At 37.6% G+C, this 14276-nt stretch carries 17 protein-coding genes; 13 read left to right on the top strand and 4 right to left on the bottom strand.

Annotated features, from left to right (window positions below):
* Window positions 1–292 precede the first annotated feature (292 nt).
* Window positions 293–1621 carry an oligosaccharide flippase family protein gene (locus KME09_01545; GenBank protein ID MBW4532598.1) on the top strand — a complete coding sequence of 443 codons (1329 nt, stop codon included), beginning with the start codon at window positions 293–295 and terminating at the stop codon, window positions 1619–1621.
* Between the two features lie 148 nt (window positions 1622–1769).
* Here KME09_01545 and KME09_01540 read toward each other — a convergent pair whose 3' ends face one another.
* The 3 genes from KME09_01540 to KME09_01530 form a co-directional block, all read right to left on the bottom strand.
* On the bottom strand, window positions 1770–2063 hold the full coding sequence (locus KME09_01540) for a hypothetical protein (GenBank protein MBW4532597.1): 294 nt from the start codon (window positions 2061–2063) through the stop codon (window positions 1770–1772).
* A gap of 276 nt (window positions 2064–2339) precedes the next feature.
* Window positions 2340–2699: a hypothetical protein gene (locus KME09_01535; GenBank protein MBW4532596.1), complete on the bottom strand. Its 360-nt coding sequence runs from the start codon at window positions 2697–2699 to the stop codon at window positions 2340–2342.
* Between the two features lie 224 nt (window positions 2700–2923).
* A complete protein-coding gene (locus KME09_01530; GenBank protein MBW4532595.1) occupies window positions 2924–3349 on the bottom strand; it encodes a DUF29 family protein in 426 nt (141 codons plus the stop codon).
* A 579-nt stretch (window positions 3350–3928) separates the two neighbouring features.
* Here KME09_01530 and KME09_01525 point away from each other — a divergent pair.
* The 8 genes from KME09_01525 to KME09_01490 all read left to right on the top strand — a co-directional run bounded on the left by KME09_01525 (window position 3929) and on the right by KME09_01490 (window position 10064).
* Window positions 3929–4402, top strand: a complete 474-nt coding sequence (locus tag KME09_01525; protein MBW4532594.1) for an ATP synthase subunit I — start codon at window positions 3929–3931, stop codon at window positions 4400–4402.
* A gap of 65 nt (window positions 4403–4467) precedes the next feature.
* Window positions 4468–5211, top strand: a complete 744-nt coding sequence (locus KME09_01520; GenBank protein MBW4532593.1) for a F0F1 ATP synthase subunit A — start codon at window positions 4468–4470, stop codon at window positions 5209–5211.
* Window positions 5212–5337: 126 nt separating this feature from the next.
* Window positions 5338–5577, top strand: coding sequence for an ATP synthase F0 subunit C (gene atpE / locus KME09_01515; GenBank protein ID MBW4532592.1), 240 nt, complete (start codon window positions 5338–5340; stop codon window positions 5575–5577).
* Between the two features lie 85 nt (window positions 5578–5662).
* Window positions 5663–6094 (top strand): F0F1 ATP synthase subunit B', encoded by a 432-nt coding sequence (locus tag KME09_01510; protein ID MBW4532591.1) that lies wholly within the window; start codon window positions 5663–5665, stop codon window positions 6092–6094.
* Between the two features lie 60 nt (window positions 6095–6154).
* Complete coding sequence (locus tag KME09_01505; GenBank protein MBW4532590.1) at window positions 6155–6688, top strand: F0F1 ATP synthase subunit B; 534 nt, start codon at window positions 6155–6157, stop codon at window positions 6686–6688.
* Between the two features lie 5 nt (window positions 6689–6693).
* A complete protein-coding gene (locus KME09_01500; GenBank protein ID MBW4532589.1) occupies window positions 6694–7245 on the top strand; it encodes a F0F1 ATP synthase subunit delta in 552 nt (183 codons plus the stop codon).
* Between the two features lie 83 nt (window positions 7246–7328).
* Window positions 7329–8846: a F0F1 ATP synthase subunit alpha gene (atpA, locus tag KME09_01495; protein MBW4532588.1), complete on the top strand. Its 1518-nt coding sequence runs from the start codon at window positions 7329–7331 to the stop codon at window positions 8844–8846.
* A 267-nt stretch (window positions 8847–9113) separates the two neighbouring features.
* On the top strand, window positions 9114–10064 hold the full coding sequence (locus tag KME09_01490) for a F0F1 ATP synthase subunit gamma (protein MBW4532587.1): 951 nt from the start codon (window positions 9114–9116) through the stop codon (window positions 10062–10064).
* Between the two features lie 147 nt (window positions 10065–10211).
* Here the strand turns inward: KME09_01490 and KME09_01485 are convergent, their stop codons facing one another.
* Window positions 10212–10868, bottom strand: coding sequence for a glutathione S-transferase family protein (locus KME09_01485; protein ID MBW4532586.1), 657 nt, complete (start codon window positions 10866–10868; stop codon window positions 10212–10214).
* Between the two features lie 372 nt (window positions 10869–11240).
* Between KME09_01485 and KME09_01480 the strand changes: the two genes are divergently transcribed.
* The 4 genes from KME09_01480 to KME09_01465 all read left to right on the top strand — a co-directional run bounded on the left by KME09_01480 (window position 11241) and on the right by KME09_01465 (window position 13894).
* Window positions 11241–11840: a superoxide dismutase gene (locus KME09_01480; protein ID MBW4532585.1), complete on the top strand. Its 600-nt coding sequence runs from the start codon at window positions 11241–11243 to the stop codon at window positions 11838–11840.
* A gap of 217 nt (window positions 11841–12057) precedes the next feature.
* On the top strand, window positions 12058–12276 hold the full coding sequence (locus KME09_01475; GenBank protein ID MBW4532584.1) for a hypothetical protein: 219 nt from the start codon (window positions 12058–12060) through the stop codon (window positions 12274–12276).
* Window positions 12277–12474: 198 nt separating this feature from the next.
* The gene (locus KME09_01470; GenBank protein MBW4532583.1) at window positions 12475–13437 is read left to right on the top strand and encodes an orange carotenoid-binding protein; all 963 of its coding nucleotides are present in this window, start codon (window positions 12475–12477) and stop codon (window positions 13435–13437) included.
* Window positions 13438–13564: 127 nt separating this feature from the next.
* A complete protein-coding gene (locus KME09_01465; protein MBW4532582.1) occupies window positions 13565–13894 on the top strand; it encodes a hypothetical protein in 330 nt (109 codons plus the stop codon).
* The last annotated feature ends 382 nt before the right edge of the window (window positions 13895–14276 follow it).

Below are 14276 nucleotides of genomic sequence, written 5' to 3'. Positions count from 1 at the left end.
TAATTTTTAGTTTAAAGCGATCGCTATCTACTTTTTGTCAGTCAATTAGGTTTTGGCAATTTTAGAATAGAATCTTGCTTCAAGTAGTCAATTAAATGCACGACAATTCATCATTAATTTTTAAAAAAGTATAGTGAAAATACTCTTGACAATTAATGCTTAAAGAATATTAGAAAATAAAATTTTTGACAGTAAAATAATTTGCAATTTTTAAGCGTATTTAGATATAAAATAATGGCAGTTTTTAAAAGGATGATTATACTTGTGAGGTAATATTTATTTTCAATTGAATATGAAAAGCTGGCTGTTTTCTGGTTATAAACAACCAGTTTCAATAGTCCCATTATTCACAAGTATAGGAATAGTTTCAGGATTACAAATCTTAGGAATTGTTGTTAATTATAGTTCTCAAATCCTACTAGCTCGCTGGTTAGGAGCAACAGAGTACGGAACATATGACTATATTCTTAATTTAGGCATATTTTTAAGTTATATAGCAGGATTAGGATTACCAAATGCTTTGTTAAAGCTGGTTCCTGAATACGAAGTAAAAAAAGATTGGGGACGAGCGCGAGGCATAATTTGTCACAGTTGGCTATATGTAGCGATCGCAGGTGTTTTCTTGTCAATTGTAGTTACTATAGTTATTGTTTATTTGGGACAAAAAAATTCTCTTAATTTGCCAACAATGTTAATAGGAGTTTGGACGATTCCACTTTTGGCTTTATTAAGACAGCAAATGGAAATGTCCAAAGTATTGAATCGATTTATTTTGGCATATTTACCATCCGTTATTATCTTGCCGATATTTTTAGTTATGGGGATATTTTGTTTACAACACTATCTTTTTCCTATAACTAGTAGTGATGCGATCGCTATTTTTATAATTAGTCTTTTTGTTTTGTTAGCTCTACAATTATGGTTGTTTTGTCAGCAATTACCTCAAGAATGGCTTGCTTGTAAGTCTATTCGCGTGCCTAAAGAATGGTTGTCTGTATCTCTTCCTTTTGTACTTGGTGATGGAGCTTATCTAATTCTCAATCAAACTGATATTTTTATGATTGGATTTCTTTTAGATGCTAAACAAGTAGGTATTTATAGTGCTGCTCTTAAAACGGCTTGTTGGATCAATATTTTATTAACAGCAAGTACTACAGTTTTAGCGACTACATTTAGCTCTTTATATGTTCAAGGAAAGAAAAAAGAGTTACAAGATTTACTAACTAAAATTATCGGTTGGATCTTTTTTCCTGCTTTAATTGCCAGTTGTTATTTATTTCTTTTTGGTGATGATGTCTTGGCTTTATTTGGTACTGAATTTATAGCAGCCAAATGGTCAATGCTTGTCTTGGTAGTTGGACAATTAGTTAATGTAGCTTCTGGTTGTGTTGGTTACATTATGCAACTTACAGGACACAATTATCAATGTGTCTATGTTTATTTTTGCGGAACATTAATTAATTTAGTTTTATCTATAATTCTCATTCCTTTATTGGGAATTCTCGGTGGAGCGATCGCTACGTCTCTAACTATGATTGTTTGGAATATTTGGCTACATCATCTAGCTGTCAAATATCTCGGTGTTCGACCATCAATTTTTTCTTTGATTCCAAAATATTAATCAATTATTAAATTCAATATTTTGTAATCTATTGAAAGCGATCGCTTTTTAAACAACAGTTAATTATTTTAAGCAGCAATGAAACTCGATCGTAGATTATCTCAAACTCAACACCAACAATTTCTGACTATCCGCTGCATTTAAATTGTTATGCTGATTGACGCATATTAGCAGCATTTTTCTGTGCTTCTGCGTAAATTCGTAGAGCAGCAGCCATATGTTGTGCGGCTTCTTCCCCTTTTGATTGAAACCAGGATAAAGTTTCAGAATCAATACGAACAACAACAGTATCTAACGAAGAAGAAGGCATTCGCAATTTTGCCTTTGAGAAAAACTCATTTGTAAGAGGCACGATATCAGATGTATCAATTTCATCATCTGACATTGCATCAATTCTATCCCAGTTTGTTCTTGAGGTATTGTTCATAATTTTTCCTTTCATCCCACTCAAAATCCATGAACTAAAATCATCATACTCACAATTTAGCAAACCATTAAACGCTACAAATAAGTTATTTTTCAATAGTGCGATCGCTTTTTGATAGCAATTGAAGTTACCTTTGGTGAAGCTTCTCCGAAGGAGAATTGTCTGGGAAAATATTTATAAATTAACGTTCTGGTTGAGCGGTGGCTAAGCAACATGCACAGTATACAAAGAAACTTTGCACATCCGCTCCAACTGGATTGTTAGATCACGCGACTTACGTTAGAACTAAGCTTACCTTCTAATCACTTTTCCAATAATAAAACCAATTATTAAAGTAGTTAACTCATACGAACCAATGAAGAAGGACACAACTATAAGCATTAGGAAGGTTGAATATAAGGGATTATCGTACTGTTTGGCATTTAGTAAAGCGCCTTTGTACTCGTCAAATCTTTCTAAATATTTTTCCTGTGTTAGTTCACAACCTCTTTCATAATCATTGGCACTTTTTCTTGCAAACCAATAACCCCCCAGTAGGGTTAAGCCTAATAGTATAAGTATTTTCGCAAAAAACACGTTCCTGGTTGACTTGCTGATAACAAAAGTCACACTTTCTTCAGGACGCTGCTGGGGTGGTTCTGTAGAATCCATAGCTCAACCTCATTATCACCTTAAAATTTTTCTAGAATAACATCATAATTGTAAAAATGGTTTAAAAACTTATCTTAGATTTAAAGCTTATTTTAAAGAAATCGCAGCTTTTTTGACAGATTTAGCTGCCAATCAAAATTCAAAATTACCCCACTAATTTTTACTTTAAAGCGATCGCTTTTACTCATCATCCAAAGTAATTAGAGCTACGAAAGACCATAAAGCTAACTATTTTTAATTAATTCAAAAGCTTTTTCTTTAACTTTATTTTGGTCAAATTTTTCTAATAATTCGTCAGAACTATAAATTGCTTCAAAAGCTTCAAAACTAGCTTCGCGCAAGGCATAATTAAAGCTTTCTTCGATTAAGTCTTTTAATTCTTCATTATTTAAGTAGTAGCCGCCTGCTTTTCTTCGTTTATTAACGAATTTGATTCTATCTAAGCTATTTAAAATTGATTTTTCCCAAGAGCGAGTACTTCTATTTTCAGCTTCTTGTTTAATTAAATGAATGAGCAAAATTATGATGTAGCTAGAAATTTTGGTTGATTTGTCATCTTTACTCATTTCTTCCAGTTCATCAATAATTAATAACGCTTTTGCGTATTCCTGGCTAAGAATACAGTTCCTAAGTTCTAATAGTTCTTCCATATTTGTGAAATATTTTAATTGTTAAGTTAGAGATTATTTGTAAATAAAATATAGTATTGACTACTTCTGTTACAGCGAATTTCAGTTGGATAAAACCCATTACTCCTGGATGTGGCGAACATTCAGTCTGATTAGCGATCGCCGTAATTCTGGCTGATCAAAGCGCATCAAGTACTCGTAAATGCACAGGTTTCGCTTCAATTCCTGAACGAAAAATACGGCAACGAGCGATCGCGAAACGAACATTTGGGTAATCTGTTTTCAAAACTCGAAATTGAGCTGAAGTTTTTGGAGCGCGAACTTGAACGTAAAAAACTCAAACCTATAAGTTCAACTAAATTTCTCTGGATCAATCATTCAGAAATTTTTAATAATTGGTTACAGTACCGTGATATGATTTCTGGGTACTGTGACTGAAAAGCATTACTGCAAGGTTCGTAGTATTGCCCAGTAGCGCCTTAGTAAACAATTGTTGGACTAAGGTAAATTCCATTATTTTAATGGATAAATAGCTGCTTAAATTGATTTACATTATATATATGTAAAAAAATTTAGTGGTAGCAGTAACCAAAAATAAGAATGGATCCGCATTCGAGTAACGTACCTTTGTCTAATCAATCTCCCGAACCATTACTAGTTCAAGACGAGCAGATTACTCATGATGATGCTAATGCTTTAGAAGCTCATGACTCAATGGCAGATTTTTATCAATTACAGCGATCGCTGTTGTTGACTACTCTGGTATTGATGGGAATCATTTTTTTCCCCGTGTGGTATTTTTGCTCTCTAAACACTGCTGGCAACTATTTATTGGGTGCAGCTGTCGGGCTTGTATATTTGAGAATGTTAGCCAAAGATGTTGAACGCCTAGGTCAGCAACGTCTTGGTGCTAAAGGGTTAGGAGTTTTTGTCATCTTGATACTAGTCGCTAGTAAATGGCAACAGTTACACATTCTTCCTGTTTTTCTTGGATTTCTAACTTATAAACCAGCGATCATTATCTACACTGTGAAGTCAATCTTTTGGTCAGCAGAAACAGAAAATGACGCTTAAAATAAGAGATTTTTAAAGAAACTACCAGAACAGTTTTAATTTAATGTTTTGTTCAATCTAGGCATATGGAAATTCTAGGTGCTTTGACTTTTCTAAATACTTATACCCTGGCAGAATTAGAAGTTGGCGAACATTTTCTTTGGAAAATCGGCAACTTTACAGTTCATGGGCAGGTTTTTCTCAATTCTTGGATCGTCATCGGTCTTTTAGTAATAGCTTCTCTAGCTGCCACGCGGAATATTCAAAAAATTCCTAGTGGTATTCAAAACTTTATGGAGTTTGTCCTAGAGTTTATTCGAGATTTGGTGAGAAATCAGATCGGCGAAAAAGAATATCGTGACTGGGTGCCTTTCATCGGCACTTTGTTTTTGTTCATCTTTGTGTCAAATTGGTCAGGTGCGTTAGTGCCTTGGAAACTCGTTGAGTTACCATCGGGTGAATTAGCTGCTCCTACAAATGACATTAATACCACGGTGGCTCTAGCATTGCTTACTTCCTTGGCGTATTTTTACGCTGGGTTAAAGAAGAAAGGACTGAGTTACTTCAAACACTATATTGAACCGACTCCTGTTCTACTTCCTATTGCAATCCTCGAAGATTTCACCAAGCCTCTTTCTCTAAGTTTCCGTCTGTTTGGTAATATTTTGGCTGACGAATTAGTAGTTGCTGTACTAGTACTCTTAGTTCCGTTATTCATCCCCTTACCAGTAATGGCGCTAGGCTTATTTACTAGTGCGATTCAAGCTTTAGTATTTGCTACCCTTGCTGGAGCATATATACACGAAGCTTTAGTGGATCACCACGATTAAGAGGTGTAATTTAGAAGCAATCTAACTTCTAAATTTTGTTTGTTTAAGTGTTGAAGTATATAGCTTTATATAGCTTCACGCCAGTTTTTTAAGTTCTTTCAGTAAATTTAAAGTAGGTAAAATTTCATGGATATTCAAGCTGCTTCCGTTATCGCTGCTGCATTAGCTATTGGTTTGGCTGCAATCGGCCCTGGTATTGGACAAGGTAATGCTTCTGGTCAAGCAGTAGCTGGTATTGCTCGTCAGCCTGAAGCTGAAGGCAAAATTCGCGGTACTCTGCTATTAACTTTGGCGTTTATGGAATCTTTGACCATCTATGGCCTAGTAGTCGCCTTGGTACTATTATTTGCCAATCCTTTTGTATAAATTTTTCTAAGCTTAAAATCTGTTAGAGACACTCTTTGAGTATCTCTACAGGTTTAATTGTTCAATCCAATTTGCCCTATAAAAAATGTTTGATTTTGATGCGACTTTGCCTTTAATGGCAGTGCAGTTTTTGCTCTTAACAGCACTGTTAAACGCAGTATTTTACAAGCCATTAATGAAGGTGCTGGATGAACGGGAGGATTATCTTCGCAGTGGTGACACTGGTTCTAAGGATAAACTAGCTAAAGCTGAAAGCATTGTCAAAGAATATGAGAGACAAATAGCCCAAGCGCGCCGAGAATCTCAAGCTTTGATTCAACAAGCTCAAGCAGAAGCTAAGGAAATTACGACAACCAAAGTAGCAGCAGCCCAACAAGAAGTTCAATCCCAAAGAGAAGCAGCAACTCAAGAAATAGAGCAGCAGAAAGCAGCCGCTTTTGCAACTTTAGAGCAGCAAGTAGATTCTCTGTCTCGTCAAATCTTAGAAAAAATACTCGACCCAGAATTAGTCAAATAAGTTTAATAAACCTGATTAATTGCGGTCATAAATGAAAAAAATAACAAAACTCAACTGGGTATGATAGAGACTTTATTATTTCTAGCAGAAGCACACTCAGAGGTTGAAAGTGGTTTTGGTTTAAACTTAGACATTTTTGAAACAAACCTGATCAACCTTACCCTCCTAGTAGGAATACTGGTTTATTTTGGTAAACCAGTTCTCAGCAAAATTTTGACCGAAAGACGTTCAAAGATTGCCGAGCAAATTCAAGCAGTTGAGCAGAAGAAAAAACAAGCTGAAGTTACTCTAGCAAACGAACAGAAAAAACTAGAGGAAGCTAAACAAACAGCTGCCAAAATTCGCTCTGAAGCAACTACAAACGCTCAAAAAGCAAGAGAAACGATCTTAGCTCAAGGAGAAAAAGAGGTTCAACGCCTTAAAGAGATTGCAGGTAAAGACCTGAGTTCCGAACAAGAAAAAGCGATCGCCCAACTAAGAGAGCGTGTCGTGGCATTAGCCTTAGAAAATGCCAGATCCCAAATGGAAAATATGCTCAACGACGACGTACAGCGCAAGCTAATCGATAGCAGTATCGCTAAATTAGGAGGTTAATCATTATGAGTGGAACTCTAATCAATAGTGAAGTTGGAGAACCCTATGCTCAGGCATTAATGTCTCTAGCACAGCAGCGTGATTTAACTAATCAGTTTGGTGAAACTTTCCGTGCTTTAGATTCTTTACTTTCAGAGTCCAAAGAATTCAAAGACTTTGTGCTTAATCCAGTAGTTAAAGGGGAAGATAAAAAAGCAGTACTAAAACAGGTGTTGGGTGGCGACGCAAACCCTTACTTAGTTAATTTCATGATGCTGCTAGTTGACAAGAGACGGATTGTCTTTTTAGAGCCAATTGTCGAGCAATATCTAAATTTACTGCGCAAGCTTAATCAAACCGTTCTAGCAGAAGTCACTTCCGCTACAGAGTTAAGCGATTCACAAAAGCAGAACATAATTGAGAAAGTAAAAGCGATCGCTGATGCTAGTGATGTAGAGCTAAAAACCAGCGTTGACTCTGACTTAATTGGTGGAGTCATTATAAAAGTTGGCTCGAAAGTAATTGATGCCAGTATTCGCGGACAACTCCGTCGTATTAGTATCAGCTTAAATCCCTAAATTACAAACCAGACGTAGCTATACTCAGCGATCGCGTCTCAACAGTCAGACAGAATAAAACTAATTACATACGAAATAAAGCTATGGTTAGCATCAGACCAGACGAAATTAGCAGCATTATTAAGCAGCAGATCGAATCTTACGAACAGGATGTTCAGATCTCCAATGTAGGTACTGTACTTCAAGTAGGTGATGGAATTGCACGGGTTTACGGTCTAGAACAGGCAATGGCAGGAGAACTGCTAGAGTTTGAAGACGGTACAGTAGGTATCGCCCTCAACTTGGAAGAAGATAACGTCGGTGCTGTACTGATGGGTAACGGTTTTGGAATCCAAGAAGGCAGTACAGTCAAAGCTTCTGGTAAGATTGCAGCAATTCCTGTGGGTGACGCTCTAGTTGGTAGAGTTGTCGATTCTTTAGCAGCGCCTCTAGATGGCAAAGGTGAGATCAAGAGCGATCAAACTCGCCTGATTGAATCTATGGCACCAGGGATTATTGCCCGTAAGTCAGTTTGTGAACCAATGCAGACAGGAATTACAGCGATTGACGCGATGATTCCCGTTGGTCGTGGTCAACGTGAATTGATTATTGGCGACAGACAGACAGGTAAAACTGCCGTGGCAGTCGATACAATCATCAACCAGAAGGGTGAAGATGTAATCTGCGTATATGTGGCTGTCGGTCAAAAAGCTTCTACAGTAGCTCAGGTAGTTAATACCCTCGAATCAAAAGGAGCAATGGACTACACTGTAGTTGTTGCAGCTAACGCTAACGATCCTGCTACTCTACAGTACCTTGCTCCCTATACAGGTGCTGCGATCGCCGAATACTTCATGTATCAAGGTAAGGCAACTTTGATTGTCTACGATGATTTGACCAAACAGGCACAGGCATATCGTCAAATGTCCTTGTTATTACGCCGTCCACCAGGTCGTGAAGCATATCCAGGAGACGTATTCTATCTTCACTCCCGTTTATTAGAGCGTGCAGCCAAATTGAGTGATGCTTTGGGTGGTGGTAGTATGACTGCTCTACCGATCATTGAAACTCAAGCTGGTGACGTATCAGCCTATATTCCGACTAACGTAATTTCCATTACTGACGGTCAAATATTCTTGTCTTCTGACTTATTTAATGCTGGTTTCCGTCCAGCGATCAATGCGGGGATCTCAGTATCTCGTGTCGGTTCGGCAGCTCAAACCAAAGCGATGAAGCAGGTAGCAGGTAAACTTAAGCTAGAACTAGCTCAGTTTGCTGAACTAGAAGCATTTGCTCAGTTCGCCTCAGACTTAGATGCAGCTACTCAAAATCAGCTTGCCAGAGGTCAACGTCTACGTCAAATTCTTAAACAAGCTCAAGGTTCTCCTCTATCAGTAGCCGAGCAGGTAGCAAAAGTATACGCTGGCTTAAATGGTTATTTAGATGATGTTCCTGTCGAAAAAGCGAGTGATTTCGCTCAAGGATTACAAGAATATCTCGGTAGTAGCAAAGCTAGATATGGTGAGATCATTGCTTCTGAGAAAAAACTAACCGACGAAGCGGAAAACCTGCTTAAAGAAGGAATTAACGAATTCAAACAATCCTTCATGGCAACAGCCTAGATTTTAAGGGTAATGGGTAATGGGTAATAGGTAATAGGTAACGGGGAAGCAGGACATGTAGAATCAATCATATTGACTTACTACCTATTTGCCCTAAAGGATTCACTAAAGTACTAGCTACGCGTCGCCCTACGGTCACGAAGCTTATGCTAAAGCATTTGCGAAGCTTGTCCTTTAGGACTAGCTACGCGTCGTCCTTTAGGACTACCTACTACCTACTACCTATGACTTTTTCCTCATCCTTCGTTCTTCATTCCTTTATATAATATGGCTAATTTAAAAGCGATTCGCGATCGCATCGCGTCAGTTAAAAATACGAAGAAGATCACCGAAGCAATGCGCCTGGTTGCTGCTGCTAAGGTTCGTCGCGCTCAAGAACAGGTCAACTCCACTCGTCCTTTTGCCGACAGTTTAGCCCAGGTGCTTTATAATATTCAGGGCAAACTTCAGTTTGAAGATGTTGAGCTGCCTTTGCTTCAACAAAGAGAAATCAAAAAAGTGGCTTTATTAGTAGTTAGTAGCGATCGCGGTTTATGTGGTGGTTATAATGCTAACGTAATTCGTAGGGCTGAGAACAGAGCTAAAGAATTAACCGCTCAAGGTATTGGTTATACTTACGTTGTCATTGGGCGTAAAGCAACTCAATACTTTGGTAACGAAACCCGCAATGCGCCGATCGAAAAAAGCTTTGTTGGTTTAGAGCAAATACCTACTGCGCCTGAAGCATCGGAAATTGGTGACGAATTGCTGTCTTTATTTTTGGCAGAAGAAGTAGACAAAGTAGAACTAATTTATACTAAGTTTGTTTCTTTAATTGCTTCTAAACCTGTAATTCAAACCTTGCTACCTTTAACAACTCAAGGGTTAGCAGTCAAAGATGATGAAATCTTCCGTCTTACTACTAAAGGTGGAAAGTTTGGTGTAGAAAGAGAAAGCGTCACTTCAGAAGTTGAATCATATCCTCAAGATACAATATTTGAACAAGATCCAGTTCAGATTTTAGATGCTTTACTACCTCTGTATCTCAACAACCAAATTTTGCGCTCTTTACAGGAAGCAGCAGCGAGTGAGCTAGCAGCAAGGATGACAGCGATGAATAATGCTAGTGAAAATGCCACAGATCTGATGGGTAATTTAACCTTGTCCTACAACAAAGCCAGACAAGCTGCAATCACTCAGGAACTTTCCGAGGTAGTTGCAGGTGCTAATGCTTTGTAATCTATCTTAGAGGCGAATTAGCTAGTTTTAAAGCTCTAAGCTAAGTTACATATTTAATCCAACGTTCAGATTGCTTCTGAGCGTTTTTTATTTGGCAACAAAAATATTAAAAAGCCCTAAAGGATAAACGATCGCTTTAGGTATAAGTTATTGAACTCCCACTTCCGCTGTTTGAATTATTTCTGTTTCATTTTTGGCAGCTTCATTCCAACGTTTAATATCAGGATCGTTTAATACCCAGCTTATATAATCAGTAACTATTGGCTCGCATTTAACACCATAAGTATTAAAGCGAAAAACTACTGGTGCATACATAGCATCGACAATAGTAAAATTACCAAATAACCATGAACCAGTTTGAGTATTTTGGTTTCTACAACTAGTCCAGATAGCCTGAATTCGTTGAATATCATCAGCTAATTCGGAAGTAAGTTCTACTTTTCGGTTGGTTGCGCGACAATTCATCGGCATTTGCGATCGCAAGGCAAAAAAACCAGAGTGCATTTCGGCAGCTAGTGAGCGAGCTAAAGCCCTTTGCTTGGTATCATTAGGCAATAATTCTGGATGTTGTTCGGCGAAATATTCGGCAATAGCTAAACTATCCCAAATAGTAAGATCGTCTTCTAAATAAATGGGGACTTTGCCTGCTGGAGAGTAACGCCGTATTTCTGCTTGATATCCTTCTCTAAAAAGAGGTACACGAATTTCCTGAAACTCAATACCTAGTTTAGCCAGAATTAGCCAAGCACGAAGTGACCATGATGAGTAGTTTTTATTGCCAATAACTAGTTGTGGAATTCCCATTTCATTACTTTTAGCCTATTTTCCCTTTAATCTTAAAAGATTTTAAATTTTGGGCAGGAACACACCCTATTTATTTTAACTGCGGGGAAATAGTACAGTCTTTACTTGTTTAAAACAGGGTTAGTCTCAATTCATCGATGCTCACATAGACCTATTCCCCCTCCAGGGGATGAGTATTTTTTATTACTCGAAACTGCGTTACTATCACAAAGTCAGAGGAAGCCCCGTCTTTTTAAGGCGGGGTCTCTCTGACAAATGGAGTTAGGAATAGGCTCAACACCCGTTTTTTGCTAGCGATCGCGACTGTAGCAAACGGAAATATTCCTGTATTTTGTCCAAATATTTTTGATAGCGAGAGGAGAACAAACGACCATGGCTTATGAATTACCATCTCTTCCTTACGATTACACTGCTTTAGAACCAGCAATTTCTCAAAGCACATTAGAATTTCATCACGACAAACATCATGCTGCTTATGTCAGTAAATACAATGATGCCGTTAAGGGAACAGACTTAGATAGCAAGCCGCTTGAGGAGGTCATTAAAGCGATCGCTGGCGATGCTAGTCAAGCTGGATTATTTAATAACGCTGCTCAAGCTTGGAACCATACCTTTTATTGGCATTGTATGAAACCCAATGGTGGCGGTACTCCCACAGGAGAATTAGCACAAAAAATTGAGGCTGACTTTGGTAGTTTCGAGCTGTTTGTCGAAGCTTTTAAAAATGCTGGGGCTACTCAGTTTGGTAGCGGCTGGGCTTGGTTAGTGCTGGATGGAGACACCCTCAAAGTTACTAAAACCCTTAATGCTGATAATCCTTTAACGAGCGACCAAGTTCCTTTATTAACTATGGATGTTTGGGAACACGCTTATTATCTCGATTACCAAAATAAACGCCCTGCTTATATTGATGATTTTCTCGGTAAATTAGTCAACTGGAATTTTGTGGCTGAAAATCTAGCTGCTGCGTAAGCATAAATTAATCTTCAGCGGATATCAAACCAAATCCTACTCCTAGATATCCGCTGTTCCCAGATTTAGATTAAAAAAGCGATATACCATATACGGAGCGGGACGCGCCCCCAGGCGGACGGAGCGAAGCTCCTAATCCTTTAGGACAATGTGCTTTAGCATAAGCTTCGGGATCGCCTGTACTCCTAATCTCAAGCTCATTTGTTGAGCAAAAACTATAATGAAGCCAAATTATCCTCAGATTGTTCTTTCTTTTGCTTATCGTGACTGCAAGGTAGAAATAGACCGCGATGAATTAGAGGAAGGACATTGTATTTATGCTGCATGGGTCAATCACGATCGAGGTTGCGCTGTTGCTGTCCCTTGTGCGATGACAACTATGGATGCTGTTCGTCAAGCTAAACAGTGGATCGATCAAAGATGCTGCTCGATGTGACGAATGAGCAAAAAAGATCTTGTTTTTATTTAATTATACTTAAATATTTCTCTATCATATGCATTGATATTTGTAAATAACTTTAATTGTTTCTAAATAAAAATTAATTTTGCTCAATATATGTTTACAATAGAATCGGTGTTTTAAACAATCAATGTTTTTAACCTAATTGCACGATAACCTATTGGAAAATTATCTATGCCATTCACTATTGACTCAGCACGTAATATATTCTCAGCCAACACTTTATCTGCTGATGCGGTACCAGCATTGACAGCTAGATTTAATCAACTTAGTGCAGAAGACCAACTAGCCTGGATTTGGTTTGCATACTTGGAAATGGGTAAAACAATTACCGTTGCTGCTCCGGGAGCTGCCAATATGCAGTTTGCTGAGCCTACTCTTGACCAAATTAAGGCAATGAGTTTTCAAGAACAGTCTCAGACAATGTGCGATCTTGCTAACCGTGCGGATACACCAATTTGCCGTACTTATGCTACTTGGACTCCTAATATTAAGCTGGGTTTTTGGTATCGATTAGGGGAATGGATGGAGCAAGGAATTGTCGCTCCTATTCCTGAAGGTTACAAACTGTCTGCTAATGCCAATGCAGTACTAACTACACTCCAGGGATTAGATTCGGGTCAACAAATCACCGTATTACGTAACACCGTAGTAGATATGGGCTTTGATACTGGTAAATTGGGCAGTTTTGACAGGGTGAGTGAACCTGTTGCTCCGCCGACAGAAATTTCTCAGCGAACTAAGGTGGCGATTACTGGCGTGAGTAATCCTACAGTATTGAGCTATATGAATCTGTTAAATGCTAATGACTTTGATGAGTTAATCAAATTATTTAGCGAAGATGGTGCGCTACAACCTCCATTTAAAAAGCCAATCGTGGGTAAAGATGCAGTGTTAAGGTTTTTTAAAGAAGAATGCCCTAATCTGAAATTAGCTCCAGAGCGTGGTATTGAAGAACCAGTAGAAGATGGTTACACACAAATCAAAGTTACAGGAAAAGTCCAAACTCCTTGGTTTGGTGCGGGTGTTGGCATGAATATGTCTTGGAGATTTTTGCTGAATTCGGAAAACAAAATTTTCTTTGTGGCGATCGATTTATTAGCATCTCCTAAAGAATTACTCAATCTAGCTCGTTAAAATTACTTTAGTAATAACTAGTTTAGTAATTAGTCGATCGCTAAAAACACTATGCGATCGACTGTTTTAATGATACGATTTTGACGATAGAATAAATGTATTAAATATTAAATTCAAATTTGCCTTAATGTTAGAAGCCAGCAAAAACACTTTTTCTGAAATGGAGGAAAAAATAGCCCAAAGAGCCTTACAAAAAGCCTATGAAAGAGAAACTTCCGCTTTAATTGCTAACGTTCGAGATCGCGCCAATTCAATTACAAAATTAGAAGATTTATGGTATCTACACGATCTATTGAGTACTAAAAGATATGAAATAGATGGTAAATATGTCTGCGATTTTTCTACTATTATATTTGATTTTGCTGCATTAGTTAAAGAAAAATGGTTGTATCTTGATGATCTACAAGGTTTAAAACCAGAAATATTATCAAAGATATCTGCTTTGGCGCGTATGTAACTATAGCTTAATCTATTATATTTTTATTGATTTAACTTAAGCTGAGACAAACTAAATAGTTGCTTAGCTTTTTTTATTTTTATTGAACAGATTAAAATCATGAATAATCTAATTAGGAAAATTATTAAGGCGATCGCATTATTAATCGAGTCAAAAAGAAAAGTGATTGCCTGAATTACAAAATTTTTTACAAGTCCCTTAAGAATTCTGATGATTTTGTTCTATGTTTTTTTGTGCCAGAACATAGCTTTCTAAGTAAGGATTCAGGTATTAAAAAGAGAGATAAGGTTGCACTCGTTAAGAAAACTGGGTAATGTAACGGTAAGATGAACCAAGAACCTAAGTTAAACGAACTAGAAAAACTCAATCAGTTGTCACCAAA

Origin of the sequence: Pleurocapsa minor HA4230-MV1 (genome assembly GCA_019359095.1) — a bacterium.
Classification (GTDB): domain Bacteria; phylum Cyanobacteriota; class Cyanobacteriia; order Cyanobacteriales; family Xenococcaceae; genus Waterburya; species Waterburya minor.
This window is presented reverse-complemented; position numbering and strand designations above follow the sequence as displayed.